Below are 26,237 nucleotides of genomic sequence, written 5' to 3' on the forward strand. Positions count from 1 at the left end.
TAAGTCTCTTGTTTTTTCTCATTTTAGTTTTTTATTTACCACAAACGTGATATAATAGCATGATTAAGAAGGAAAGGAGACTGCAATGAACAACCCTTCAGAAAATTTGAAGCAGGCTGAAAAAGGACCCATTCTAAGCATTGTCGTTTATCTGCTCTTGTCCTTAGCCAAACTATTAGTCGGTTATCTGATTCATTCCTCATCCTTGATTGCTGATGGCTTTAATAACATGTCTGATATTGTTGGTAATGCTACCTTATTGATTGGCTTACGAATGGCTCGAAAACCTGCTGACAGCGATCACAAGTTTGGTCATTGGAAGATTGAAGATTTGGCTAGCTTGTTGACGTCATTTATCATGTTTATCGTAGGTCTTCAAGTCCTTGTCCAAACCGTAGAAATGATGATTTCAAATACTCATACCCCTATTGATCCTTTGGGTGCTTTGGTTGGGCTGATTTCTGCTCTTTGTATTTATGCGGTCTATCGTTTCAATCAATCACTGGCTAGAAAGCTCAAATCTGGAGCCCTCATCGCTGCAGCTAAAGATAATTTAACCGATATCGCCACCTCACTTGGAACAACTATTGCGATTGTAGCTAGTCGTATGCAGTTTCCTGTCATTGATAAAATGGTTGCCATTATTATCAGCCTTTTTATCATCAAAACGGCTTTTGATATTTTTAAATCAAGTGCCTTTAGTCTTTCTGATGGCTTTGATGACAAGCGCCTTGCTGAATATAAAGTGGCAATTTTGAAAATCCCTAAAATTTTATCCGTTAAATCCCAAAGGGGAAGAACTTATGGGAGTAATGTTTACCTTGATCTTGTTTTAGAAATGCATCCTGATTTATCTGTTTTTGAAAGTCATGCCATTACAGAACAGGTGGAAGCTTTGTTAAAGCAAAAATTTGGCGTTTACGATATTGATATCCATGTGGAACCTGCTAAAATCCGAGAAGATAGAGAAAAAGAACTTATTTTTAAGAAACTCTATAAAAATGAAAAATTGTTTTTATCAAAAATTCCTGATTATGAAAAGCTATTAGCAGATGATTTTTATTTGATTGCAAATAGCGGTCAATACCTATCTCTTAATGACTTACAAGCAACAGATGAGCATTTCCCAAACAACTTTAAGAATTTTAAACTGATGACCATCACCCCCAAAATAATGCTAGTGACTTATGAACTTGAAGAGAGTTCACACACTAGCTTGTGGCGTCGTCATGAAGAATGGCAATTGATTTTTCATCAAATTACTAAAAAAAACGATCTCTTTTAAGAGTCGTTTTTTCTTTGATATGACTATATTTTTTTAACGAATTCTGATTTCAACTTCATAGCACCAAAACCATCAATTTTACAGTCGATATTGTGATCGCCTTCAACAAGACGAATGTTTTTAACACGCGTTCCTTGTTTAATGTCTTTAGGCGCACCTTTAACTTTTAAATCTTTGATAACAGTGATGGTATCGCCATCTGCTAAACGATTGCCGTTACTGTCTAAGACGACTAAACCTTCTTCAACAGTCTCATCTTCTAAAGACCATTCATAAGCACACTCTGGACAAACCAGTAAGACACCATCTTCGTAAACATATTCTGATTGGCATTTTGGACAATTTGGTAGTGACATTTTTATCTCCTTTACGTCAATTACTACCATTCTACTTTATCTTGGGTGAGATGGCAAGATGATTTCACTTCTTTTCTGCTAGATTGACAAAGAAAAGATTTACTGGTTAAGAAGTGATTATTACTCAACCGTCACTGACTTGGCAAGATTTCGTGGTTTATCGACATCTAATCCTCTTTGGAGTGAGGCATAGTAGGCAATCAGTTGGGTTGGAACAACCATGCCTATACTTGAGAGGTAAGGATGGACTGCCATAACAACAATATCATCTGAGGCTTTGTCTGCTCCTTCTTCGACAATGGTTAAAACGGACGCACCTCTTGCAATAACTTCTGAGATATTCCCTCTTGTATGTGATAAGACAGCTTTATTGTTTGATAATAGGGCAATCACAGGTGTTCCGTCTTCGATGAGAGAGATGGTACCGTGTTTCAACTCACCTGCAGCAAAGCCTTCACACTGGATATATGAAATTTCTTTCAATTTCAAACTAGCTTCCATAGCAACATAGTAATCATTAGAACGTCCGATATAAAAAGCATTTCGTGTCGTTTCTAATAATTCTTGGGTTTTCTTTTCAATCAAATCTTTTTGTGATAGGGTGGCTTCAATGGATTGCGCCACAATAGATAATTCTTTAATCAAATCAAAATCAAGAGATTTTGGATTTCCTATCTTATCACCCACTGCTTTAGCAAGAAAGGCTAGAGTGGCAATTTGTGCTGTATAGGCTTTTGTGGAAGCTACTGCAATTTCTGGACCCGCATGAATTAACATGGTATAGCTAGCCTCACGTGATAAGGTTGAGCCAGCAACATTTGTGATAGTTAAGCTTGGGATACCAAGTTCGTTAGCCTTAACAAGCACTTGTCGACTATCAGCGGTTTCCCCTGACTGACTTAAAAGAATCACCATTGGTTTTTCACTCATTAACGGCAAGTCATAGCCCCACTCAGAAGCAATCCCCAATTCAACAGGTGTCTGTGTTAACTGTTCTAAAAACTGTTTAGCCGCATAACCCGCATGATAGGATGTTCCAGCAGCAATAATATAAAGACGATCTGAGGCTTTAACGGCATCAATAATAGAATCATCCACAACGATTTCTTGCTTATCATTACTGTAGGTTTTGATAAGACGACGCATAACGCTTGGCTGTTCATCAATTTCTTTTAGCATGTAGTAAGGATAAGTCCCTTTACCGATATCTGATAAATCAAGGCTTGCTGTGTAGCTCTCTCTTTTAACAGTATTGCCACCAAAATCTTCAATACTAATACTGTCTTTTTTGACCGTTACGATTTCCTTGTCGTGAACTTCCATAAATTCACTTGTCTCACGAATCATCGCCATCGCGTCTGAGCAGACCATGTTATAGCCATCTCCCAAGCCGATAAGTAGGGGCGATTTATTTTTTGCCACATAAATAGTATCAGCTTGCTTGCTATCAATTAAAGCAAAGGCATAAGAGCCTTCAATAATCGTTAAAGCTTTTTTAAAGGCTTCAAAGGTTGTTAGGGAGTCTTCCTTTATTAACTCCTCAATGAGATGAACAACAATTTCTGTGTCGGTACTTCCTAGAAAATCGTGGTTAGTGAGATAGGATTTTTTAATCTCAAGATAGTTTTCAATCACACCATTATGCACTAAGGTCAGTTCTTTAGTTGACGATTGGTGAGGGTGGGCATTTTCAACACTAGGTTTACCGTGAGTCGCCCATCTCGTGTGACCAATGCCGATATCACCAGCTAGATCAATCCCTATTTTTTCTCTCAAATAAGCTATTTTACCAACAGCTTTAATTAACTTAGCTGATTTATTGCCATCTACCAGAAAAATACCAGACGAATCATAACCTCTATATTCTAGTTTTTCCAAGCCTTGCATTAAAATATCTTTGGCATTTCTGTTGCCAACAACACCTACTATTCCACACATATATTCATTGGTGGTAACTGATTACCACACTCTCCTTAAAATTGGTATAGTCTAATTTATTTCAATATAATCGACTGATATAAGTATATTACATGAATTATTAAATGTCAAAGAAATAATTGGTATAGTCTAATTACAATAAAAAAATGAATAGTTGCCTATTCATTTTCGATAAATCCAAACTGATCTAAAGGAAGAATGCGGAAGTTCACTACTCCTTTAATTTGTTTTTGACTAATAAGCCCAAACTCTCTACTATCATTTGTGTTTTGCCTGTTATCATTTAAAACTAAAAAATAACCTTTAGGAATTTTGGTAATATTTGACTGAGTCAAGGTTTCAAGAGTAAAGTCTGAGGTGAAGTAAGCATCAAAGCCATGCGTATCTTGATAATCTGTTCTAAGATTATCAATGTATGGTTCTTCTTCAATCATGGCGTTGAGATAAAAAATATCATCCATAAATGTAACAGAATCACCAGGTATTGCAACAACACGGCCAACATATTCTTTTTTATCAACCTTGTAGACAACAAAATCTTTAAACGTTGGCTTGGTTGTTGTTTGAACAGTTACAAGGTCTCCTTCATTCAGAAAATTATTGGCCTCACTCTTTGAAATTTCATGTGTTGAAAAAACGAAGAGACGTAGTATTAAAACAAGGACGATGCCACTAATGATTAAAAAAATGTTTCTAATAAAATCGCGTTTAACCATGGTCTCTCCTTTAATACTTTTTCTTATATTATAACATGTTTTTGAAGATAAAAAAAGATAGCCAATCAAAGCTATCTTTATTTTTTATTATTTTACTGTGCGAATTCTCATTGTGTTTGTACCACCAGTACCAACTGGAACACCAGCAACAATAACAATATTATCTCCTGATTCAACAAGACCTGATGAAAGAGCAACTTGTTCAGCAACCTCAAACATATCATCGGTTGAGTCTGGTCTATCAGCTACTACAGGAATAACTCCCCAGTTAACCATCAATGATTTTTGAATTTTTTCATCAAAAGTAACAGCAAGGATATCAGATTCTGGACGATATTTAGAAATTAGACGTGCTGTGTTACCTGTTTCAGTAATAGTGACAACTAATTTAATATCCATTGAACGAGTAGCATCTTTAACTGCAGAAGCTACTACTTCTGTTTTATTTGAACGCTCAAAATTATCAGAATTTAATCGACCATACTCACTAAGAAGTGTTTGAGCATTTTTGTCGATAGTGGCCATTGTTCTAACAGATTCCACAGGGTATTTACCGTTAGCTGATTCACCAGAAAGCATTGTAGCATCAGTCCCATCAATGACAGCATTGAAGACATCAGAAACTTCAGAACGCGTAGCACGAGGTTTTTCAGTCATTGTTTCAAGCATATTAGTTGCTGTGATAACAGCCTTACCTGCTGCGTTTGTTTTGGTGATAATCATTTTTTGATAGACAGGCACCATTTCAAATGGCACTTCAATACCCATGTCACCACGAGCAATCATTATACCATCAGCAGCATCGATAATTTCATCAATATTATCAATCCCTTGTTGATTTTCAATTTTAGCAAAAAGTTTAACATGGTCATTGCCTGTTTCACGAGTAATGGCACGAACTTCTTCAACGTCTTTTGCAGTACGAACAAACGAAATAGCAATAAAGTTAAGACCTTGTTCTAAACCAAAACGAATATCTGCATTATCTCTTTCTGCAAGAGCTGGGAAAGGAATTTTTGTGTTTGGAATATTAACACCTTTTTGTTTAGCAATGACACCATCATTTTCAACAAGAACTTCTAATTCATGATTAGCATGATCTTTTGAGATAATTCTTAGTCCAACTTTACCATCATCAATTAGGATTTGTTGCCCCTTTTCAACGTGATCAAAAATATCAAGTTTACCAGCAACGCTTAAAGCAATCTTATCTCTTGTTGATTGTAAGCCTTGTTTTGTTGCTACTCTAATCTTATCACCTGTTTGATAAGTGTATTCTTTAGCATCGTCTTCAAAAAGCTCTGTTCTCATCTCAGGGCCTTTGGTATCTAGTAAGAAACCAACTTTCTGATTTGCAAGCTCTTCTGCCTTGCGAACAGTAGCCATACGATCACCTTGCTCTTTATGGTCACCATGTGAAAAATTAAAGCGAAAGACATTTGCACCAGCTTTGATTAATTCAGCGATATTTTGAGCAGATTGTTCAACATCAAGATCCCCACTCCAATAGCCATCTTCACCATATTTTTTGCCGCCTCTAATCTCAACAGCTGGGCCAAGTGTGGCAACAATTTTAACACGTTTGTTCATTCTTGAAAAACTCCTTTATTTCTTAACTATTATTAATATATTTGGACAGTTACTTTATTGAGCTAATACACGATTTAAATCAGCAAAATCTAACCTAGCTTTATGAGGATTGTTGACAATGATTTTTCCATGATCATCAAGACTAAATAAAGCACCTTCTTCAGCAGTTCCTAAAATAGGACTTTCTACTAGATTTTCATTTTGAATACCAATAGCATAGCCGCCTTTTCCTTCTTTTAATAGCTCAACTGCTCTTGCTCCCATCCAACTAGCTAAAACTCTGTCACGCGGACTAGGTGCACCACCACGTAGGATATGGCCTAAATTAGTTACTCTAGAATCATTTGTATTCCCGGCATCTTTTAACTTGGCAGCAAATTCATCACCACTCATAACCCCTTCGGCAAGAACAATGATATGATGGTTTTTACCGTTAGCAAATCCTTGATTAATCTTTTGGACAACTTGATGAATATCATAATCCTCTTCAGGAACAATGATTTGGTCAGCACCTGAGGCAATTCCTGCCCAAAGAGCAATATCTCCAGCATTTCTACCCATTACTTCAACAATAAAAGTTCTTTTGTGACTTGAAGAAGTGTCACGAAGTTTATCTAGTGCAGATGTTGCTGTACTAACAGCAGTATCAAAACCAATAGTGTAATCTGTTCCAACAATATCATTATCAATTGTTCCAGGAATACCTACTGCAGGAAAACCATGTTCAGTTAAACGCATCGCACCGTGGTAAGAACCATCTCCACCAATGACAACGACACCTTCAATACCATGTTTTTTTAATTGTTCAATACCTGCTAATTGACCTTCAAGTTTACTAAACTCGGGATATCTTGCTGAGAATAAAAATGTCCCACCACGTGAAATCTTATCTCCAACAGCTCTTGAATCTAATGGGAAAATATCCCCAGCAACCATACCAGCATAGCCATAATTAATACCAAAAACTTCCATACCTTCTGAAATTGCTTTGCGAACAACTGCACGAACAGCAGCATTCATCCCAGGAGAGTCTCCTCCACTGGTTAAAACAGCAATACGTTTCATTATTTTCAGTGCTCCTTTTTTATTTTTAACGTTCCTATTATAGCACAATCTCTTATAAAAATCTTTATATTCTGACTCATTTCAACGAAAAACCGTTTTCAAAACATAAGGATTTAGGAGATCAATTAATTTTTCATCGTTTGCGACAAAGTATTTTTGACTTTGTAAAGTCTCTTTTGATTCTTTGTAATGAATAACAACTGGCAAAGAACCAGGAAATTGTTTTAAAATTTTTGTAATCTGAAAATCATTATCATGATTTGAAACCAGTAACCAACATTTTTCATCTGTGGGAATAATCAGTGTATCAAGAAGCATTTGCAACTGTTGATTTCGATACTGAATTTTTCCTCGAAAAAGATAAAATTGATTTTGTGTGAGTATGTTTTGATATTTTTTATAGGTTTCTGGAAATAAAGTAATATCTAGTTTTTTATTAGTGTCAGAAACCGTTAAAAAGGCCATTTCTTCACCAGTTGTTTTAGTTCTAATGACTTTAATTTTTTCAATTTCAGCAAGAACTGTCATTGAACGGCCTTCAACTAATTTTGAAAAAGGCGTAAACTGCCCCTTTCTTTTTTCCATCTCTTCAACAAGAGGATGTGGACTAATACCAAAACCAATAATATCTTTTTCTAGTTGATATTTTTCTGCATTTGTATAATCTAATTCATCTAACCACTGATAAGAATTCTCAGAAAAAAGACTACCAAGTTCACTCACAAAAATCAACAGTGGCTCTAAATTCTTTTGAACTTTTTTCCTATTTGGTTCAAAGTTGTCAAATAAACCAACTAGGACTAAAGACTCTATAAATTTTTTATCTTGGTATTTTTCTGGTAAACGTGTCAGAAAATCTTCAGTATTTTGATAGGGTTGATTATTGACAATCCAAAAAACCAGCTCTTTTGGTAATTCTTTAATATGTTTTATACCTATAAAAATATTATTATTAACAACCTTATCATAGTAAGAGACGTTATTAATTGATAATTTTTCAACCTTAAAACCATTATCAATAGCATCACTGATATAATGACTTCCTGAGTAGTTAAGCATTATATCATAAAAGATATTAGGATAATGGGCCTTAAAATAAGCTAACTGAAATGCCAAGGCGGAGTATGCATAAGCATGGCTTCGATTAAAACCATAGCCAGCAAATTTTGCCATCATATCAAAGAGAAGAGAGGCAGTTTCTTCTTGTCTACCAAATTGTTTAGCACCATCTAAAAACTGAGAACGCATCACATTCATTTGTTCTTGATTTTTCTTTGACATGGCTCTACGCAGTAAGTCAGCCTTACCAAGAGAAAAGCCAGCGTATACCTGAGCAATCGTCATGACTTGCTCTTGATAAAGCATGATACCATAGGTTGGCTCCAATATTGGTGCAATTACCGGATCAATCAAATCAATGGCTTCCTTTTTAAATTTTCTCTTGATAAAGTTCTCGATGTAATCACTGGCACCAGGTCGATTTAGACTTGTTGTAGCCACTATTTCTTCAAAGCGAGATGGTTTTACTTGTTTTAGCAGGTTGATAGCTCCTGCTGCTTCAAATTGGAAAATACCTGCTGTTTTACCTTGTGCAAATAAAGCTAGTGTTTTTTCATCTTCCAAATTAATAGTTTTAATATCAATAGCAATCCCTTGTTCTTTAAAGAGTTTTTCTTGCATTTTTTGAACAAGTGTTAGATTTCTTAAACCGAGAAAATCCATTTTTAATAAGCCATTTGCTTCAACTGCTTGAGCATCATATTGTGTAATCATCATATCTTCACCTGGTTTCAAAGGGATATGATTAGTCAGATTATCATCGCTTAAAACAACTCCTGCTGCGTGAATTGACGTTTGTCTAGGTTGACCTTCAATTTTTTTAGCAATGGCAAATGCTTTTTGAAATTCTAATTTGCTTGTTATTATTTGTCTAAAATGAGCATTTTTTTCATAAGTGCTTGTTAGGGTATCCTGAAAAGCAATACGTTTTGTTAAAGCTCCTAATTCGTACTCTGTTGCCCCGAAACGCTTAAAGACATCGCGAATAGCTTGTTTGGCACCAAATGTTGAAAATGTCACAATTTGAGCAGCATGCTCGCTCCCATAGCGGTCTCTCACATAATGAAGAAATTCAGAACGATAGATATCTGGTAAATCGATATCAATATCGGGCATACTATAGCGTTCTTTATTTAAAAATCGCTCAAACAAGAGGTTATTTTTAACAGGGTCAATCCCTGTGATGTCAAGCAGATAAGCCACAAGACTACCTGCAGCAGAACCTCTTCCCATTCCCATATAATAGCTTTTGCTTTGTCCAAAACGAATCAAATCCCAGACAATGAGAAAATAATCATCAAAACCCATCTCATGAATAATAGAGAGTTCTGTTTCTAGTCGCTTGATATAGGCATCCTCATTTAGATTTTTCGTATTTAAAGATTGATAAGTTTTTTCTCGTAATTCAATACTCGCATCTTTATCACGATTAAATCGTGGTAATTTTAATGATGAATTAAATTGATAAGAAATACTTGCTACCAAATTCTCAAGATTCACTAATGCTTGAGGAAATCTCTCTTCAAATAATCTTGTCATTGTTGAGGCATCATAGAACATTTGATTGCCTTCAATGGGTTTTGTTTCTTTTAGCGATACGTTATCTTTAATAGCATGCAGGACTTGAAGAACTTCTTTATCCTGACTTTCAAAATATCTTACGGTGTGTAATGGAAGTGGCGATTTTTCAAATGGCTTCACTGGTGTCTTTAAAGTGACACCAATATAATAATCATAAGGAAAAGAAAGCAGTTCTATCCCATCAAAATAGGGAATAATAATAACTAACTCACTAAAATAATCATTTTTATTTAAAAGATCCTTCTCACCCTTCATCAAAGCAGTTGATAATTTCAATAACTGACGATACCCTGTATTATTTTTTGCAATAACATTGATAGTTACTTCTTGATTGTCAGTAAAAACGGTTAATTCTAATCCTACTATTGGATGAATATCATTTTTTTGACATTTCTTAATGAAATGATAGGCAGCGTATAAATTATCCTTATCCATAATTCCTAGATAAGAATAGCCCATGTTCTTAGCGGATTGAATATAGCCATCCAAGTCAATGAGACTGTCCATAAAAGAATAAACAGTTTTTGTGTCTAGTTGAACAAACATCGCTTCTCCTTTCCTAAATTATCATAACTTCTTTTTATATTATACTATGAAACTGCAAAAGAATGCTAATTCTTTTTTAAATCTTTTTTGGCTCTTTTTCTTGACAAGAAAGCTTTTTTTCTGTATTATTAAAATAGTACAAACATAATTTATTGAAAGGAGACTCTGATGGCCTGGAAATTTGATGAAAAATCCCCAATTTATGTTCAGATAGCTCAACGTGTCAAGATGAGAATTATTAGCCAAGATATCAAGAGTGGTGAGCAACTACCTACTGTTAGAGAATTTGCAGAAGAAGCCGGCGTTAATCCTAATACAATGCAACGTGCATTTATAGAACTTGAGCGCGATGGAATGGTTTACTCTCAGCGAACATCTGGTAGATTTGTTACCGATGACAAAGAGCTCATTGAACAAAAGCGTCACGAACTTGCAGAAGAAGAAATAAAAATGTTTATTAATCACATGAAAAAAATTGGCTTTGATGATAAAAAGATTATTGAAGAATTAATGAAATATTTAGGAGAAAGTAAATGACAGACTTACTACAACTACATCATGTCACTAAAAACTATGGTAAATTCACTGCCTTAGATGATATTACCTTAAGTTTACCAGCTGGAAAAATTATTGGATTACTTGGACCAAATGGTAGTGGAAAAACAACTCTCATCAAGTTAATCAACGGTCTTTTACAACCAACTAATGGTGATATTGTTATTGATGGCTTTAGACCATCTGTAGATACAAAGAAAATTATTTCCTATCTGCCTGACACCACTTACCTACAAGACAATATGAAAGTCGAAGATCTTTTAGTTTTATTTAAAGATTTCTATGATGATTTTGATAATGACCGAGCAATCACTCTTTTAAATGACTTAAATATTTCCCTCAATCAAAAACTTAAAAATTTGTCTAAAGGAAATAAAGAAAAAGTTCAATTAATCTTAGTGATGAGTCGTAAAGCCAAATTATATATTCTAGATGAACCTATTGGTGGTGTTGATCCTGCTGCTAGAGACTATATTTTAAAAACCATTATTAACAATTATTCTGAAGAAGCTTCTGTCATTATTTCGACACATCTCATTGCTGATATTGAACCAATATTAGATGAAGTTGTCTTTATCCAAAACGGTACTATTGTTCTTCAAGGGAATGCTGATGACTTAAGAGAAAAACATGGGAAATCAGTTGATGCTATTTTCAGAGAAACGTTCAAGGCTTAAAGGAGAATAACACAATGTTTAGAAAATTAATTAAATACGAAATCAAGTCTGTAGGAAAGTGGTATTTTGCTCTTTATGGCGCTATCATGTTTTGTGCCACCATTCTAGGACTATATATTAGTAGCTTTAGTACTAATAGTGTCTTTGGTCGTAGTATCTATACTGAAGGAAGAGAATTAACAACCTCTGAACAAATTATTATGTTCGCCATTATACTGATTTTTGTTTCCTTAATCATTGGAATTGGAATATCAACTCTCTTTATTATTGTTAATCGCTTCAACAAGAATGTCTTTGGTCGTGAAGGTTATTTAACATTAACACTTCCAGTATCAACGCATCAGATTATTCTTTCAAAATTATTAACATCATTTTTATGGTCAGTTTTGAGCGCTATTATTCTTCTTTTCAGTTTTTTCTTACTGATTATTCCAAATGTTCCCTTAAATGAGCTCTTCTTATACTTGCCAAATCTAATAGCTTCAATCCCAATTGGAAGATTTTTATTGTTAATACTGTATTTTATTACAGCAAGCATAGCCTCTATTCTCTTAATTTATTTTGCTATTTCTATTGGTCAACTCTTCCAAGACAAAAGAGCATTAATGGGATTTGTAGCACTTTTTGGTATCGTTATTTTAGAATCTGTTATTGAAGCAATAGTTTTTGGAAATTTCAATTTTACAATAAGTGCTTCCTATCAAAGTGATGGTATAAATAATTATAATGGTGTTATTTCTGGATTTGACCCTTACATTATAAAAGAAATCGGAGTTTTTCTTGTTCAATCAGCTATTTATTACTTTGGTACTCACTATATCATCAAAAATAAATTGAATATTCAATAAGAAAGAGCCTCTACTGTTGAGGCTCTCTTTGTTTTTATGATATAATAGTGCTACCAACTTTAGTGTAATGGATATCACGCAAGATTCCGGTTCTTGAAATGGGGGTTCGATTCCCTCAAGTTGGATTGCATAGAAAAAAGGCACTGTTGTGCCTTTTTTATTTGTCTTTCTTTTCTTTTTCGTCTTCTTTATCTTCTTTTAACCCAGATTGCTCTTTTGAAACTAGACCATCTTGATTAAAGAACATTTCAACAGTAGCTACACCATCAGATTTTAAACCACTTATCCAAATGGCTTGAATGTCACGACCTTCAGAGGAAGATACCTCAGATAGGACATCTGGCTCACCAAACACTTGTTTAACCTCTAGATAAGACGTTCCCTCAGCAATCTCATTGTATGTTTCTTTTGAGATGGTTGCTTTACGGATAAAACTAAAATTTGAGATTGATCTGACAACGCTACTATTTTCAAATAATTTTACTGTGACTTGAACATTATCAAACTGCCACTTGTAGACATCAAGACTAACTTCTCCAGCAGGCTCTTGTTCAATACTCGTTGGTTCTCCAAACAAAGTTTTTAATTCTTCAAACGTTGTACCACCTTTAAATTCATCTTTTGCTAAAGCGATATGAACCTCGTTAAAGTTAAAACGAATATCTTGATGCTCGGCAATTTCTGCTGGTTTTTGATTTAAGGCTGATTCTTCTTCTGTTGTGATTTCAGTTACCTTTTTTTCATTGTTACTTGAGCAAGATATTAAAAAAAAGGCTGACAGGATAACAGCTAAAAATAAGAGGGTTTTTTTCATGCTTTTCTCACATTCTTTTATATCATATTTATTTTAATAATAAATGGAGCCGGTGGGAGTCGAACCCACGTCCAAACACCTGCTAACATATTTGTCTACAACCATAGGCTATGTCTTATTTTAACTAATTAATGACACATAGCTCAAGTCACTAAATAGCGAGTCTATCAGTCTCTTTGTAATTAGCTAGACAATAATCACACGTAGCTTACTATTTTAAGACTTTTAAAGAGACGTAAGCAATCTCATAAAAGTCACGAGAGCTGGTTTTTAGGCAGCTACTGCGTAAGTTGTGTTATTTTTTGCAGTTATATTTAACTGGCATTTTACATCTGCCGATGGGTTGCAAAATATGCCTCATAATGCCTGTCGAATCCGTAACGACCCCTAAATAGTTGATAACACTCTATTAGTATATCAAAAAAAACAATCTTTAGCAAAGTTGAAAAATAATAAAAACTCACTGAAAATCAGTGAGTTTTCGTTATCATTATAATTCAATGTCACCGAATAAATCAGCCATTGAGAATCCAGTTTGAGTTTCTGGTAAATCGTAATCACGTTTTTCTTGACGTTTTGGACGACGAGGTTTAGATTGACGTTTTTCTTCAGTGTTTTCTTGTGCTGGGCGTTCTTCCAAAGCTTTAAGAGAAAGTGATACACGTTCATCTGCAGCATTAACATCTAGAACTTTAACAGTCACATCTTGACCAACTGATAAAACATCTTTAGGATTTTCAACACGTTTGTGAGAAATTTGTGAAATGTGAACTAATCCATCAATACCTGGAAGAACTTCAACGAAAGCACCAAAATCAGTAAGACGTTTTACTTTTCCTTCAATCACATCACCAGCAGCAAGTTTTTGTTCAACACCATCCCAAGGTCCAGGAATTGTTGCTTTTAATGATAGTGATACACGACCAGCTTCTTCATCAATTGAAAGAACTTTAACTTCCACTTCTTCACCAACAGATACAACTGATTTAGGTGAAACATTTCTTTCGTGAGATAACTCAGTGACATGGATAAGACCATCAACACCACCAAGATCAACAAAGGCACCAAAGCTAGTTAAACGAGCCACTTTCCCAGTAACAACTGATCCTTCAGTTAATGTTGAGAAAACTTCTTTGCGAGCTTCTGCAGCTGCTTCTTCAACAACTTCACGACGCGAAAGGATGAAACGATTTTCAGAAGCATCTACTTCTTTAATACGAGCATCTATTTCTTGACCAACAAATTTTTCAGTATTACGAACAAAACGTGTGTCAATCATTGAAGCTGGAATAAAGCCACGTAGGCCTTCAAATTCGATAGCTAAACCACCTTTAACAGCACGAGTCACTTTAACAGTGATAACATCACCTTCGCGACCAATAAGTTTGTCCCAAGCTTTGCGAGCTTCTAAACGTTTTTTAGACACTAGGAAAGTCACTGTGTCAGTATCTTTTCCGACTACTTGACGAAGAACAAGTACCTCAAGTGTTTCCCCTGGTTTTACTAAATCATTAATGTCAGCATTACGATCATTAGTTAACTCACGAAGTGTTAATACACCTTCAACACCAGTACCACTGATAACAACGTTAGCTTGATCGTTATCAACTGTCAATACTTCTGCGGTAACAACGTCACCAGCATTCACTTCGCTAACACTATTTAGCAAATCTTCAAATTCATTCATTCTAAAAAATCCTCCAACAGAAAATCAGTTTTCTAATTTTCTGATAACAATATATTTTCTCAAGGTAACCCGCAAATGACAACAAAATTTATCTTTGACGGTCTTAGGTGAAACCTAATACCATGACTGGGGTAGCTGGATTCGAACCAACGCATGAGGGAGTCAAAGTCCCTTGCCTTACCGCTTGGCTATACCCCATGAAATGGAAAGAGAGGGATTCGAACCCCCGAACCCGAAGGAGCGGATTTACAGTCCGCCGCGTTTAGCCTCTTCGCTATCTTTCCACAACAAGAACAATTTTAACATAAATTCTTATTGTAATCAAGACTTTTTAGGGATTTTTAGTGATTTAAATTATATTTTTCTATGATGTTGCTCACTGCTAAATCCATTGATTTATGAAAACTTAATACATCATTGTTTTGAACAACAGCAAACTTTTCATCCATCTCAACTATACTCCCAATCACTTTTCGTCCAATTTTTAACTGAAAACCATTTACTTCACTGTTTGATAGATTTACTTTGCCTTCTACAATTTCAACTGTAATTTTTTTATCTTTTTTACTCATAGTTCACCTCTTGCTATAGATTTTACACAAAAAAGCAGGAGCTTGCAAGAGCAAACTCGGCTACTTTTTATTTTCTCACTAATCTGACACTCAATACTTCCTGCTCAGAAATAGTATCCGAAATAAAACTACCATTGCTAGTTCTTTCAGACTGAGGTAGAGTGGCTAAATTAACACTATATTTTTCTTGTGTTTGTGATATCACTTCTAATAATTCTTTTTCTTCTGAGGTTTCAGTTGAAAATAAATCAATTAAGTCGTCTTTTGCAGTGATAATTCCCGAAGCAAAAACACGATGTGGCTTAGCTTTTAGTTCACGAATGACTTGAAGACCACGATTGGCTCTACTTGTTTTTGGAATAAGATTAACTGCCATTTTCTTTAGGCTTCCACGTTGCGTTAAAATAAACATATTCTCACTAGTGACTTTAAAAGCACCCACCACAAAATCATTTTTTTTAAGATTAATCGCCTTAACACCAGCTGCTTTATTACCTACAACTGGAACCTCATCAACACCAAATCTAAGAGCATAACCTTTATTTGTAACTAACATAAGGTCTTCTAACACAATTGGTGAGATAGAAATGATTTCGTCATCATCGCCTTTTAGTTTGGCGTATTTAATTGCCTTAGTTTTATAAGTACGCCAAGGAGTCAATTCTTGACGTTCAAAACGCTTAATTTGTCCTTTTTTAGTCACTGAGAAATAAGTCATGGCTTGTTTCTCAAAATCATCAATGATTTCAGCATAGATGATGCTTTCATCTGTTGAAAAGGTTGTAATAGACTGGCTAAGATGTTCTCCAACGTCTTTCCACTTGATATCAGACAAGTCATAAATAGGACGATAAATAACATTACCAAAATTGGTAAATAGTAGCAAATGTTGTGTCGTCTTAGCCTGTTCGAGGAAAATCAATTCGTCATCCTCACGTTTCCCAACTTCTTCAACATCAGATGCAGAAAAAGATCGGGGGCTAGTCCGTTTAAGATAGCCTGCTTTTGTAACACTAACATAGGTGTCTTCTTCGACAATTAGACTAGCTGTATCAATTTCAATACTTTGTGTTTTAGCTTGAAGTTCACTGCGACGAGGATTAGCAAATTTCTTTTTCACTTCTCGCAATTCTTTTTTCATCACATTAAACAATGTTTTTTCATCACCAATAATGGCTGAAAGAGTTGCAATTTTCTCGCGTAAACTAGCTTCTTCTTCTTCAAGTGTGATGATATCGGTATTGGTCAAACGATAAAGTTGCAAGGTCACAATCGCTTCAGCTTGTTCTTCTGAAAAGTTATAGCTTATTTTCAAGTTTTCTTTAGCATCAGACTTGTTATCACTTGATCTAATCAAAGCAATGATTTCATCTAAAATAGAGATAACTCTGATTAAACCTTCAACAATATGAAGGCGTTTTTCAGCCTTGTTTTTATCAAATTGAGAACGTGCTAAGATTACTTCTTGGCGATGATTGACATAACTCTTTAAGATTTTTTTCAAGCCAACTTGACGAGGCGTAAAGTTATCAATTGCCACCATATTAAAATTATAATTAATTTGTAAGTCGGTGTATTTAAAGAGATAATTTAAGACTGTTTCTTCGTCTGCTTCTTTTTTCAGTTCAATCGCAATACGTAAACCCGTTCTATCAGACTCATCACGGACTTCAGCAATTCCAGGCACCCTATTATTGACTCTGACATCATCAATTTTTTTAACAAGAGTGGCTTTATTGATTTCATAAGGGATTTCCTTAACAATAATCTGTTTTTTACCGCCTTTTAGCGTTTCTATGCTGGTTAAGCTACGAACAACAATTCTTCCTTTACCAGTCTCATAGGCTTTTTTAATCTCATCAGCACCTTGAATAATAGCTCCTGTTGGAAAATCTGGTCCAGGTAAGAAGGTCATTAGTTTTTCAAGTGTTGCTGTTGGGTGGTCAATCATATAAACGACCGCATCAATCACCTCTGAAAGATTATGAGGTGGGATATCTGTGGCATAACCTGCTGAGATACCAGAAGAACCATTCACCAATAAATTAGGAAAAGCTGACGGTAAAACGGTTGGTTCTTTTTCTGTATCATCAAAGTTCCAGGCAAAAGGAACTGTCTGTTTTTCAATATCCGTTAAAAGATAGGAAGCCATTTCTGATAAACGCGCTTCTGTGTAACGCATGGCTGCCGGTGGATCACCGTCCATGGAACCATTGTTACCATGCATTTCAACCAGAATTTCTCGATTCTTCCAGTCTTGACTCATTCTTACCATGGCATCATAGATAGAGGAGTCACCATGGGGGTGAAAATTCCCCATAATATTTCCGACTGATTTCGCTGACTTACGATAACTCTTATCAAATGTATTGCCATCTTTATTCATCGAATATAAAATACGACGTTGAACGGGCTTTAAGCCATCACGAATATCTGGAAGAGCACGCTCTTGGATGATATATTTCGAATAGCGACCAAAACGCTCACCCATGATGTCTTCTAAAGACATGTTTTGAACATTAGACATGATTGCCTCCTTTCTCTATAACAGTATGTTGTTTGTTTCTTCAAGTGTAAATTTGACATTATCTTCAATCCACTGACGACGTGGTTCAACCTTGTCTCCCATTAAGACAGACACGCGCCTTTCTGCTCGAGCCAAATCATCAATCGTCACACGAATCAAGGTTCTTGTTTCTGGATCCATGGTTGTTTCCCAAAGTTGTGTAGCATTCATTTCACCCAGTCCTTTGTAGCGTTGAAGTGTTGCATTTTTACCATATTCTTGGCGTAATTCTTCTAATTCACCATCAGTCCAAGCATAATCAATTTTTTCATTTTTACCTTTTCCTTTAGACATTTTATAAAGAGGCGGTAAGGCAATATAGACGTGACCTGCTTCTATAAGTGGTCGCATATAACGATAGAAAAAGGTTAGAAGAAGGGTTTGGATGTGAGCACCATCTGTATCGGCATCGGTCATGATGATGATTTTATCATAGTTGATATCTTCTAAATTAAAGTCTGCACCAACACCAGCACCGATAGTATAAATCATGGTGTTAATTTCTTCATTTTTCAGAATATCAGCCATTTTTGCTTTGGCAGTGTTGATGACCTTTCCTCTTAGAGGAAGAATGGCTTGGAATTTACGGTCACGTCCTTGTTTCGCTGAACCCCCCGCAGAGTCTCCCTCAACCAGATAAAGTTCATTTTTCTTAGGATTTTTTGATTGAGCCGGTGTCAATTTACCTGATAAAAGACCTTTATCCTTTTTATTTTTCTTGCCGTTTCGTGATTCATCACGCGCCTTTCTGGCTGCTTCACGAGCAGCTCTAGCCTTAATAGCTTTTCTGACTAAGCTTGAAGCTATTTCACCATTTTCCATGAGGAAATAACTTAACTTTTCAGAAACAACACCATCAACAAAAGGACGAGCAAGTGGACTACCTAATTTGTCCTTGGTTTGCCCTTCAAACTGAAGATGTTCTTCTGGCACTAAAATGGACAAGACAGCAGAGAGGCCTTCACGATAGTCTGAACCATCAAGGTTTTTTTCTTTTTCTTTTAAAAGAGTCGTTTTTCTGGCGTAATCATTCAAAGCTTTAGTGATAGCTGATTTTAAACCAGTCTCGTGAGTACCACCATCTTTTGTTCTGACGTTATTAACAAAGGAAAGAATATTATCAGAAAAACCATCATTATACTGCATGGCAACTTCTACTTGAAAACCGTCTTCTTCACCATCAAAATAAATAACGGGGGTTAGGGTATCTTTATCTTCGTTTAAGTATGAGACAAAATCTTGGACACCATTTTCATAGTGAAAATCTTTTTGTTCATCAGTTCTCTTATCGATTAAAGAGAGTGTCACATTTTTTAATAAAAAGGCAGACTCATTTAGACGTTCAGCAATGGTATTAAACTTGAAATCAGTTGTTGAAAAAATGCTACTATCAGGCATAAAAGTAACAGTTGTTCCCGTTTTTGATTTTGGCGCTGTTCCTACTTTTTTAAGTGTTGTGACAGGTTTCCCACCATTTTCAAACCGTTGACGATAGATATGCCCATCACGAACAATCTCAACTTCTAACCATGTTGACAAAGCATTAACAACCGATGACCCAACACCATGTAAACCACCTGATGTTTTATAGCCACCTTGGCCAAACTTACCACCGGCATGTAATACGGTAAAAATAACTTCAACAGTTGGAATCCCTTTGGCATGCATCCCTGTAGGCATACCACGCCCTCTATCTGAAACGCTTAAAGAACCATCTTTATAGATGGTGACTTCAATCTTATCACCAAAACCTGAGAGTGCCTCATCAACAGCATTGTCAACTAATTCCCAAACCAAGTGATGTAAACCTGTTCCATCAGTTGAACCGATATACATCCCAGGTCTTTTACGAACAGCATCAAGCCCTTCTAATACCTGAATGGCATCATCATTATAATTACTTAAATTAATTTTCTTTTTAGCCATCTATGACCTCCACCTTTTCTCATCCTTTTAATATTACAAGTTTTTTCGCATTTTTGCAAAAAAATTTTAATTTTAGCTTTTTTCATAAACTATTTGAGACTTGGAGTCTGTTTTAACTATTTTTTTATCAATCACTTATGATATAATGACAGTATGAAACCATTATTATTTATTTTGATAGCCTATCTTCTTGGCTCAATTCAAACAGGTCTATGGATTGGACAATTTATCTACCATAAAAACATTCGCCTTCTTGGTAGTGGTAATACTGGAACCACTAATACCTTTAGGATCTTAGGCGTTAAAGCAGGTGTTGTCACCTTATTAGTAGATTTACTAAAAGGGACGCTTTCAACTCTTCTTCCTATTTGGTTTGGAGTGACTGGTGTGTCTGCTTTGTTTATTGGTTTTTTTGCCATAGTTGGTCATACCTTTCCAATTTATGCAAAATTTAAAGGTGGTAAAGCTGTTGCTACTAGTGCTGGTGTTCTTCTTGCTTATTCTCTCCCTTTTTTCACCTATCTTTTAGTTGTTTTTCTAATCTGTTTATTCTTAACGAGTATGATTTCATTTTCAAGTATTGCCATTGCTGTAATTGCTTGTTTGAGTGTTATCATCTTACCAGTCTTTCAATTTTTACTACCACGGTATGATATGTTGCTCATCTTAATGATTTTTGCTATGGCAACGATTGTTTTGATTAGACATAGAGATAATATGAAACGTATTAAAAATAAGACAGAAAATACCCTTCCAATTGGTTTAAACCTGACTAAGCAAAAAAGACCAACCAAATAAGGTTGATCTAGACTCTAATTTCATTTTAGGGTCTTTTTTATATGTTAAACTGATGATGACTGATAGACAATCTTACCATTAGCAATAGTGTATTTGACATCACCGATTAGGTCTTGCCCAACAAAAGGTGAGTTAGCTGATTTTGAAACAAAATCTGGTTCAATAGTTTTAATGATTTTATCATCAAAAATAACGATATCAGCTGGACCATTTTCAGCTAGATAGCCAGCATCAAAGTTGTATAAGCCAGCAGGATTCACGGTCATTTTTTCAAGTAAAGTCATCAAGGAAAGATAGCCTGGTTTTACAAGATAAGTCAAACCTAGTAACAATGATGTTTCAAGTCCAATCATTCCTGAAGGTGCTTTTGTGATATCATCAACATTTTTTTCATCACGGTGATGTGGGGCGTGATCGGTTGCAATCACTGAGATAGTGTTGTTTTGTAAGCCCTCAATCACAGCTAAGCGATCGGATTCTAAACGTAGAGGTGGGTTCATTTTGGCGGCACTACCTTTTTCTAACAATAAGTTTTCAGTTCCTGAAAAATGTTGCGGAGATGCTTCTGCTGTTACTTTTGCTCCAAGAGATTGTGCAAAGGCTACCACTTTAACACTTTCTGCTTTTGAAAGATGTTGAATATGAAGATGAGCTTTTGTATCATAAGCAATCATCACATCACGGGCAATCATACTATATTCAGCAACACCAGTTGCACCGCAAAAACCAAAATGACGATCAGCAATCGATTCATTAAAGCCAAGAATGCCATTTAAAGCAGGGTCTTCTTCATGGAGACAAATAAAGGTATTATGTTCTTTTGCTTTTAGAAGTGCTTCCTTAAGAACACCAGCATCCGTAAGAGGAATACCATCATCAGAAAAACCAATAGCTCCTGCTTCTAACAGTTCCTTAAATGGCGTTAACTGCTTACCATCAAAATTTTTAGTGATGGTAGCTACTGATTTTATGGTAATTGCTTCTTTTTGTGCTGAGGTTAGCACTTCTTTTAATGTGGTCACATCAGAAATGGTGGGTGTGGTATTTGCCATCATAACAACCGTAGTAAAACCTCCTGCAGCAGCAGCTAAGGCTCCTGTATGGATGTCTTCTTTATGCGTCTGACCTGGTTCACGAAAATGGACATGAATATCAATTAGACCAGGTGCAACAATGAAACCATTGGCATCAATTATTTTTGCATCAGCCGATACAATATTTTCGGCTATTTTAATGATTTTTCTTCCATCGACTAAAATATCACAAATAGCATCAAATTGTGTTTTGGGATCAATCACACGACCACCTTTGATTAATAACATGATAATACCTCCTTTAGTTTAACCAATCTATCATTGGTAAGTGATGTGCCTTCAAAAAAGCATTAGTTTTTGAAAATGGTCGACTACCAAAAAAGCCACGGTAAGCTGATAAAGGGCTTGGATGGGCACTTTCAATAATCAGGTGAATAGGATTAGTGATAAGAGACTTCTTCTTACGAGCAAAACCACCCCACAAAAGAAAAACGACTGGCGTTTCCTTTTGATTGACTAGTTTAATAATAGCATCAGTAAAGGGTTCCCAAATGCCATTAGCATGTGCGTTAGGGTTATGTTCAGGAACAGTCAAAGAAGCATTTAATAAGAGAACGCCTTGCTTAGCCCAACTGGATAAGTCATGAGTGGGACGTTCTCCTATATCTTCTTTTAATTCTTTTAAAATGTTTTGTAAAGATGGTGGCGCAATAATTTCATCAGGCACTGAAAAGGAAAGACCTTGTGCCTGTTTAGGCCCATGATAGGGATCTTGTCCTAAAATAATCACTTTAACATCTTTTAAGCTGGTTTCTTGAATAGATTTAAAAACTTTTTCGCGTGGTGGATACACGACTCCCTTACTATAGACATCATTTAAAAAATGATTGATTTTACTATAGTAGCCGTCTGGTAATTCTTTTTTTATGAGATCATGCCAATCAGAATGTTCCATTATTACCTCCTAAATTTAAATAACCTGTAATCCTTTTGTATCAACATCAAGTATGACGGCCTCACCGTTTAACCCTAAATCATCAACAGCTTGTTTCATTCTTTTTGCATTTTTGTCATCAAGAATTGTCATAATTGTTGGACCAGCACCAGAAAGGTAGGTAGTGTATGCACTATAGTGTTTAGCAACTTCTTTTATCTTTTCAAATTCTGGTACAAGTTTTTGGCGATAAGGCTCATGAAAAAGGTCAGACGACATAGCTTTTCCTGCTGTGACTAAATCTCCTTTCATAAGAGCAGATACAGCAACATTTGCAATCGCGCTGGCTGCTACTGCTTGAGAGTACTTGAATGTTTCAGGAAGACTATTTCGACTATCACTTGTCTTTAGCTCATAATTGGGAATAAAAGCCAGTAAACGACAAGGTGGAAAAGACGATACAGTGTGTCCCGAAAAATAATCGTTGGCACTGGCAACAACAAGATTCCCAAAAATGGCAGGAGCAACATTATCAGGATGACCTTCAAAAAGAGTGGCTAGTCTTAATTTTTCTTCTGAAGAAAGTGACATGGCACCCAGTTGGTTGGCCAACTCGATTCCAGCAACAATCACAGAACTAGAAGAACCAAGACCTCTAGCCAGTGGAATATCACTCACCATTTTAATACGGTGAGGTTTTAGTTTCTCATTGACTTTTAGTGAAATTTGGATGAGTAAGTTGGTCTCATCAGTTGGAATATCAATCAAATCATGTAACACTTCCCAATTTTCAGACGGTTCAATAACTGTAATTTTAAGATATTTAGTGACAGCAAGACCAATCGAATCAAAGCCAGGTCCTAAATTGGCGCTAGTTGCAGGAACAATAATTTTCATATCAATCTCCTATAATTCTAAAAGCATTACGCAGTTGAAATGCAGTTGACGTTTGGAGTTTTTGTTCAATTTGTTCCAATTGATTTTTGGTTATCACATTTGTTTTAATCATTGCAAGGTTTTTGCCACTAGATGATTTTTCAAGAACAAATGCTTTAGGTGTTATGCCTTCATTTTTAAGAAACTCAGTTAATTCAGCTTTACTGCCATTTGATAAAGCAATTGAGAAATAGTAAGCTGATTGATTATCTTCTAAGTCGGCTATTTTTGAAGGTCTATTAAAGTTATTGAATAATTTAGCTTGGTCATTTGATGCTACTTCATTACTGAGTGTCATTAAATCCGCCACAACCGAAGTGGCTGTTGGTTTTTGTCCCGCACCAGGTCCATAATACATTGACTCACCAATACCAATTGAGTTAAGATAAACAGCATTCATCACATCATTAACTCTTGCTAGAGGATGTTTTTCTGGTAATAATGATGGAGACACTTCAACAGCTAAACCGCTTTTTGTTTCTTCGATAGAACCGACCAATTTAATCACATAGCCATGATTTTGGGCAAAGTTAACATCTTCTGGTGTAATCGTTGTAATGCCTTGGTGTGTGACATCTTTATAATCAATAGTCATCCCAAAAGCAAATTGAGAGAGGATAACTAGTTTATAAGCAGCATCAATACCTTCAACATCGTTAGTTGGATCACTTTCTGCATACCCCAACTCTTGTGCTGTTTGTAAGGCTTTATCATAAGTCCAGCCTTCTTCAACCATCTTGGTAAGCATGAAATTAGAAGTCCCATTTAAAACACCCAACAATTTGGTTATTTTATCAGCAACTAAGGATGTGGCAAGTGTTCTTAGAATGGGAATACCACCTGCAACTGCTGCTTCATAATAGAAGGAAACGTTGTTTTGACGAGCAACATCTAACAATTCCTTGCCGTGTAGAGCTATTAAGTCTTTATTAGCAGAAACAACATGTTTTTTGCTTTCTAGCGCTTTTGTTATAAAAGTTTTAGCTGGTTCAATTCGTCCCATCAACTCAACCACAACTGAAATATCATCATCAGATAAAATCTCATCAATATCAGTAACAAAATGATAATCATATCCTTGCTCTTTTAAGCGTTTTTTTTCAGAGGCGTCTCTCACTAATATTTTGGAGATAGTAATTGGTTTTTGCACTAATTGGCTTATTTTTTCACTATTTTGTTCAAGAATAATTGGAACACCACTAGCCACTGTTCCAAAACCTAGTAAAGCAATCTTTAATGTCATATTTTTCTCCTAGCAAATGATTTGTCTTATTATATCAAAAAAACCATTAGAATTCATTGTAAATCCTTCTTATTTTTATGTTATAATTCTAATAATAATGTTTTAAGGAGAATAAAATGCAATCAAGACGTGCTAGAAAAAGAATTAAAAGAAAAAAACCATTTTTACCTATTGTCTTACTAATGCTGACAGTAAGCCTTCTAGCTGGTCTCTTCTTTTTATTTCAACAAAGTCGAAAAGATGAGAAAGCTTTTCAAAAACAAGAAGAGACACAACTTGTTTCTAAAGAAAATACTTCACAAAACAAAGAGACAACAACGCGTCAATCAAATACAGAAAAAAACAATGAAGAACCAACTTGGAAAAAACAAGAAACACCTGTCACTTTTCCAATTTTGATGTATCATGCCGTTCATGTGATGGATCCATCTGAAGCAGCTAGTGCCAATTTGATTGTCGATCCAGAAGTTTTTGAAAGTCATATTAAACGCTTAGTTGGTGAGGGGTATTACTTTTTAACACCTGAGGAAGCTTATCGTGCTCTTAGTGATAATGAATTACCAAGTGAGAAGGTTATCTGGCTAACTTTTGATGATAGCATGGTTGATTTTTATAACATCGCTTATCCTATTTTAAAAAAATACAATGCCAAAGCAACTAATAATGTCATCACTGGTTTTACAGAGGAAGGTCGTGTGTCTAACCTGTCAGTGGAACAAATGCTTGAGATGAAAAAAGAAGGTATGTCATTTGAGGGACACACGGTTACTCATCCTGATTTAGAAATGAGTGACCAAGCCACACAATCTTATCAAATGACAGAAAGTAAAAAATTCTTAGATGAACAACTCCATCAAGAAACAATGACCATTGCTTATCCTGCTGGTCGATATAGCGATATAACCATAGAATTAGCAAAAGAATCTTACCAACTAGGACTAACTACAAATGAAGGTTTGGCAAGTGCTAGTAACGGTCTTTTAACACTTAACCGTGTTAGAATTTTGCCATCAACATCAGCTGATATTTTAATGGCAACAATTAACCCATAAAAAAAAGGAATCCTAGGATTCCTTTTTTAAATGCTATTTAACTTCTGTTCCAGCCTTATCACCTGAATGTAAATTGAAAATACGCTCAATATGAATCACACCCACTGCTTTAGGCTCACCCATGCGACCTTTCGCCCACTCTTTAGCGGCTTCATATAATTCACCAGAGTCTTGGATTTCAGCCTTACCAACAAAACGATAACCCATAAGTCTTTCACGGTCAACAAAAGCAACGGCTATCTTACCATTATTTTTAATGTTTTCCTGAGTTTGACCACCAGTATTTTCATTATAGATTAATGTTTTATCATCATATAAACGCATTGAACGTTTTGGACCAATATCTGGATTGCCTTCAGCATCTACTGTTGCAACCATTGCTAGTTGTACGTTAATAATTTCTTTCATTTCTTCTGTTATGTTCATTTTTTTCTCCTTTTTCTTCTTTATACTATTATG

The 26,237-nt window shown here is 35.4% G+C and carries 22 protein-coding genes, 3 tRNA genes and 1 other RNA gene; 7 read left to right on the forward strand and 19 right to left on the reverse strand.

Features of this window, described 5'->3' with window-relative positions; translation table 11 throughout:
• Positions 1-85: 85 nt before the first annotated feature.
• Positions 86-1,285 carry a cation diffusion facilitator family transporter gene (locus JHK64_RS02630; RefSeq protein WP_199567452.1) on the forward strand — a complete coding sequence of 400 codons (1,200 nt, stop codon included), beginning with the start codon at positions 86-88 and terminating at the stop codon, positions 1,283-1,285.
• 23 nt (positions 1,286-1,308) lie between these two features.
• Here JHK64_RS02630 and JHK64_RS02635 read toward each other — a convergent pair whose 3' ends face one another.
• The 6 genes from JHK64_RS02635 to JHK64_RS02660 form a co-directional block, all read right to left on the reverse strand.
• The gene (locus JHK64_RS02635) at positions 1,309-1,641 is read right to left on the reverse strand and encodes a zinc ribbon domain-containing protein YjdM (protein ID WP_199567453.1); all 333 of its coding nucleotides are present in this window, start codon (positions 1,639-1,641) and stop codon (positions 1,309-1,311) included.
• A 120-nt stretch (positions 1,642-1,761) separates the two neighbouring features.
• Positions 1,762-3,579 carry a glutamine--fructose-6-phosphate transaminase (isomerizing) gene (gene glmS / locus JHK64_RS02640; protein WP_199567454.1) on the reverse strand — a complete coding sequence of 606 codons (1,818 nt, stop codon included), beginning with the start codon at positions 3,577-3,579 and terminating at the stop codon, positions 1,762-1,764.
• A gap of 158 nt (positions 3,580-3,737) precedes the next feature.
• A complete protein-coding gene (gene lepB, locus JHK64_RS02645; protein WP_199567455.1) occupies positions 3,738-4,295 on the reverse strand; it encodes a signal peptidase I in 558 nt (185 codons plus the stop codon).
• Positions 4,296-4,382: 87 nt separating this feature from the next.
• On the reverse strand, positions 4,383-5,885 hold the full coding sequence (gene pyk / locus JHK64_RS02650) for a pyruvate kinase (RefSeq protein ID WP_199567456.1): 1,503 nt from the start codon (positions 5,883-5,885) through the stop codon (positions 4,383-4,385).
• Positions 5,886-5,939: 54 nt separating this feature from the next.
• Positions 5,940-6,950, reverse strand: a complete 1,011-nt coding sequence (gene pfkA / locus JHK64_RS02655) for a 6-phosphofructokinase (RefSeq protein WP_199567457.1) — start codon at positions 6,948-6,950, stop codon at positions 5,940-5,942.
• A gap of 81 nt (positions 6,951-7,031) precedes the next feature.
• A complete protein-coding gene (locus JHK64_RS02660; protein WP_199567458.1) occupies positions 7,032-10,136 on the reverse strand; it encodes a DNA polymerase III subunit alpha in 3,105 nt (1,034 codons plus the stop codon).
• Positions 10,137-10,304: 168 nt separating this feature from the next.
• Here JHK64_RS02660 and JHK64_RS02665 point away from each other — a divergent pair, with 168 nt between their 5' ends.
• The 4 genes from JHK64_RS02665 (at position 10,305) to JHK64_RS02680 (ending at position 12,341) form a co-directional block, all read left to right on the forward strand.
• Positions 10,305-10,673 carry a GntR family transcriptional regulator gene (locus tag JHK64_RS02665; RefSeq protein ID WP_199567459.1) on the forward strand — a complete coding sequence of 123 codons (369 nt, stop codon included), beginning with the start codon at positions 10,305-10,307 and terminating at the stop codon, positions 10,671-10,673.
• Positions 10,670-11,368 (forward strand): ABC transporter ATP-binding protein, encoded by a 699-nt coding sequence (locus JHK64_RS02670; protein ID WP_199567460.1) that lies wholly within the window; start codon positions 10,670-10,672, stop codon positions 11,366-11,368. The genes JHK64_RS02665 and JHK64_RS02670 overlap by 4 nt, the downstream gene beginning before the upstream one ends.
• A 14-nt stretch (positions 11,369-11,382) precedes the next feature.
• A complete protein-coding gene (locus JHK64_RS02675; protein WP_199567461.1) occupies positions 11,383-12,216 on the forward strand; it encodes an ABC transporter permease in 834 nt (277 codons plus the stop codon).
• A 53-nt stretch (positions 12,217-12,269) separates the two neighbouring features.
• Positions 12,270-12,341 (forward strand) — tRNA-Arg (locus JHK64_RS02680).
• A 32-nt stretch (positions 12,342-12,373) separates the two neighbouring features.
• Here JHK64_RS02680 and JHK64_RS02685 read toward each other — a convergent pair.
• The 8 genes from JHK64_RS02685 to parE form a co-directional block, all read right to left on the reverse strand.
• The gene (locus JHK64_RS02685) at positions 12,374-13,030 is read right to left on the reverse strand and encodes a DUF3862 domain-containing protein (protein ID WP_199567462.1); all 657 of its coding nucleotides are present in this window, start codon (positions 13,028-13,030) and stop codon (positions 12,374-12,376) included.
• 41 nt (positions 13,031-13,071) lie between these two features.
• Positions 13,072-13,418, reverse strand: a transfer-messenger RNA (tmRNA) gene (ssrA, locus tag JHK64_RS02690).
• Positions 13,419-13,520: 102 nt separating this feature from the next.
• The gene (gene rpsA, locus JHK64_RS02695) at positions 13,521-14,717 is read right to left on the reverse strand and encodes a 30S ribosomal protein S1 (protein ID WP_199567463.1); all 1,197 of its coding nucleotides are present in this window, start codon (positions 14,715-14,717) and stop codon (positions 13,521-13,523) included.
• A gap of 126 nt (positions 14,718-14,843) precedes the next feature.
• Positions 14,844-14,915 (reverse strand) — tRNA-Gln (locus tag JHK64_RS02700).
• A 5-nt stretch (positions 14,916-14,920) separates the two neighbouring features.
• Positions 14,921-15,001, reverse strand: a tRNA-Tyr gene (locus JHK64_RS02705).
• A 57-nt stretch (positions 15,002-15,058) separates the two neighbouring features.
• Positions 15,059-15,289 carry a DUF2969 domain-containing protein gene (locus tag JHK64_RS02710; RefSeq protein WP_199567464.1) on the reverse strand — a complete coding sequence of 77 codons (231 nt, stop codon included), beginning with the start codon at positions 15,287-15,289 and terminating at the stop codon, positions 15,059-15,061.
• A 67-nt stretch (positions 15,290-15,356) separates the two neighbouring features.
• A complete protein-coding gene (parC, locus tag JHK64_RS02715; protein WP_199567465.1) occupies positions 15,357-17,816 on the reverse strand; it encodes a DNA topoisomerase IV subunit A in 2,460 nt (819 codons plus the stop codon).
• Between the two features lie 15 nt (positions 17,817-17,831).
• Positions 17,832-19,781: a DNA topoisomerase IV subunit B gene (gene parE, locus JHK64_RS02720; RefSeq protein WP_199567466.1), complete on the reverse strand. Its 1,950-nt coding sequence runs from the start codon at positions 19,779-19,781 to the stop codon at positions 17,832-17,834.
• Positions 19,782-19,934: 153 nt separating this feature from the next.
• Between parE and plsY the strand changes: the two genes are divergently transcribed.
• Positions 19,935-20,579: a glycerol-3-phosphate 1-O-acyltransferase PlsY gene (plsY, locus tag JHK64_RS02725; protein WP_199567467.1), complete on the forward strand. Its 645-nt coding sequence runs from the start codon at positions 19,935-19,937 to the stop codon at positions 20,577-20,579.
• Between the two features lie 44 nt (positions 20,580-20,623).
• On the opposite strand, the gene JHK64_RS02730 is transcribed toward plsY, so the two are convergent.
• The 4 genes from JHK64_RS02730 to JHK64_RS02745 are packed head-to-tail and all read right to left on the reverse strand — an operon-like array spanning position 20,624 to position 24,726.
• On the reverse strand, positions 20,624-21,901 hold the full coding sequence (locus JHK64_RS02730; RefSeq protein WP_199567468.1) for a dihydroorotase: 1,278 nt from the start codon (positions 21,899-21,901) through the stop codon (positions 20,624-20,626).
• A 13-nt stretch (positions 21,902-21,914) separates the two neighbouring features.
• Entirely contained in the window at positions 21,915-22,568 is a 654-nt protein-coding gene (locus tag JHK64_RS02735) for a uracil-DNA glycosylase (RefSeq protein WP_199567469.1), read from the reverse strand.
• A 15-nt stretch (positions 22,569-22,583) separates the two neighbouring features.
• Complete coding sequence (thrB, locus tag JHK64_RS02740; protein WP_199567470.1) at positions 22,584-23,444, reverse strand: homoserine kinase; 861 nt, start codon at positions 23,442-23,444, stop codon at positions 22,584-22,586.
• A gap of 1 nt (position 23,445) precedes the next feature.
• The gene (locus JHK64_RS02745) at positions 23,446-24,726 is read right to left on the reverse strand and encodes a homoserine dehydrogenase (protein WP_199567471.1); all 1,281 of its coding nucleotides are present in this window, start codon (positions 24,724-24,726) and stop codon (positions 23,446-23,448) included.
• Between the two features lie 116 nt (positions 24,727-24,842).
• Between JHK64_RS02745 and JHK64_RS02750 the strand changes: the two genes are divergently transcribed.
• The gene (locus JHK64_RS02750; protein ID WP_199567472.1) at positions 24,843-25,778 is read left to right on the forward strand and encodes a polysaccharide deacetylase family protein; all 936 of its coding nucleotides are present in this window, start codon (positions 24,843-24,845) and stop codon (positions 25,776-25,778) included.
• A 33-nt stretch (positions 25,779-25,811) separates the two neighbouring features.
• Here JHK64_RS02750 and JHK64_RS02755 read toward each other — a convergent pair whose 3' ends face one another.
• Positions 25,812-26,204, reverse strand: a complete 393-nt coding sequence (locus tag JHK64_RS02755; RefSeq protein ID WP_199567473.1) for a pyridoxamine 5'-phosphate oxidase family protein — start codon at positions 26,202-26,204, stop codon at positions 25,812-25,814.
• Positions 26,205-26,237: the final 33 nt, after the last annotated feature.

Origin of the sequence: Streptococcus zalophi, assembly GCF_016481285.1 — a bacterium.
GTDB classification, from domain to species: Bacteria; Bacillota; Bacilli; order Lactobacillales; family Streptococcaceae; genus Streptococcus; species Streptococcus zalophi.

Bases quoted from the DNA above. Each gene is read 5' to 3' on its own strand.
- JHK64_RS02630 (WP_199567452.1), top strand. From the start codon at position 86: ATGAACAACCCTTCAGAAAATTTGAAGCAGGCTGAAAAAGGACCCATT.
- JHK64_RS02635 (WP_199567453.1), bottom strand. From the start codon at position 1,641: ATGTCACTACCAAATTGTCCAAAATGCCAATCAGAATATGTTTACGAA.
- glmS (WP_199567454.1), bottom strand. From the start codon at position 3,579: ATGTGTGGAATAGTAGGTGTTGTTGGCAACAGAAATGCCAAAGATATT.
- lepB (WP_199567455.1), bottom strand. From the start codon at position 4,295: ATGGTTAAACGCGATTTTATTAGAAACATTTTTTTAATCATTAGTGGC.
- pyk (WP_199567456.1), bottom strand. From the start codon at position 5,885: ATGAACAAACGTGTTAAAATTGTTGCCACACTTGGCCCAGCTGTTGAG.
- pfkA (WP_199567457.1), bottom strand. From the start codon at position 6,950: ATGAAACGTATTGCTGTTTTAACCAGTGGAGGAGACTCTCCTGGGATG.
- JHK64_RS02660 (WP_199567458.1), bottom strand. From the start codon at position 10,136: ATGTTTGTTCAACTAGACACAAAAACTGTTTATTCTTTTATGGACAGT.
- JHK64_RS02665 (WP_199567459.1), top strand. From the start codon at position 10,305: ATGGCCTGGAAATTTGATGAAAAATCCCCAATTTATGTTCAGATAGCT.
- JHK64_RS02670 (WP_199567460.1), top strand. From the start codon at position 10,670: ATGACAGACTTACTACAACTACATCATGTCACTAAAAACTATGGTAAA.
- JHK64_RS02675 (WP_199567461.1), top strand. From the start codon at position 11,383: ATGTTTAGAAAATTAATTAAATACGAAATCAAGTCTGTAGGAAAGTGG.
- JHK64_RS02685 (WP_199567462.1), bottom strand. From the start codon at position 13,030: ATGAAAAAAACCCTCTTATTTTTAGCTGTTATCCTGTCAGCCTTTTTT.
- rpsA (WP_199567463.1), bottom strand. From the start codon at position 14,717: ATGAATGAATTTGAAGATTTGCTAAATAGTGTTAGCGAAGTGAATGCT.
- JHK64_RS02710 (WP_199567464.1), bottom strand. From the start codon at position 15,289: ATGAGTAAAAAAGATAAAAAAATTACAGTTGAAATTGTAGAAGGCAAA.
- parC (WP_199567465.1), bottom strand. From the start codon at position 17,816: ATGTCTAATGTTCAAAACATGTCTTTAGAAGACATCATGGGTGAGCGT.
- parE (WP_199567466.1), bottom strand. From the start codon at position 19,781: ATGGCTAAAAAGAAAATTAATTTAAGTAATTATAATGATGATGCCATT.
- plsY (WP_199567467.1), top strand. From the start codon at position 19,935: ATGAAACCATTATTATTTATTTTGATAGCCTATCTTCTTGGCTCAATT.
- JHK64_RS02730 (WP_199567468.1), bottom strand. From the start codon at position 21,901: ATGTTATTAATCAAAGGTGGTCGTGTGATTGATCCCAAAACACAATTT.
- JHK64_RS02735 (WP_199567469.1), bottom strand. From the start codon at position 22,568: ATGGAACATTCTGATTGGCATGATCTCATAAAAAAAGAATTACCAGAC.
- thrB (WP_199567470.1), bottom strand. From the start codon at position 23,444: ATGAAAATTATTGTTCCTGCAACTAGCGCCAATTTAGGACCTGGCTTT.
- JHK64_RS02745 (WP_199567471.1), bottom strand. From the start codon at position 24,726: ATGACATTAAAGATTGCTTTACTAGGTTTTGGAACAGTGGCTAGTGGT.
- JHK64_RS02750 (WP_199567472.1), top strand. From the start codon at position 24,843: ATGCAATCAAGACGTGCTAGAAAAAGAATTAAAAGAAAAAAACCATTT.
- JHK64_RS02755 (WP_199567473.1), bottom strand. From the start codon at position 26,204: ATGAACATAACAGAAGAAATGAAAGAAATTATTAACGTACAACTAGCA.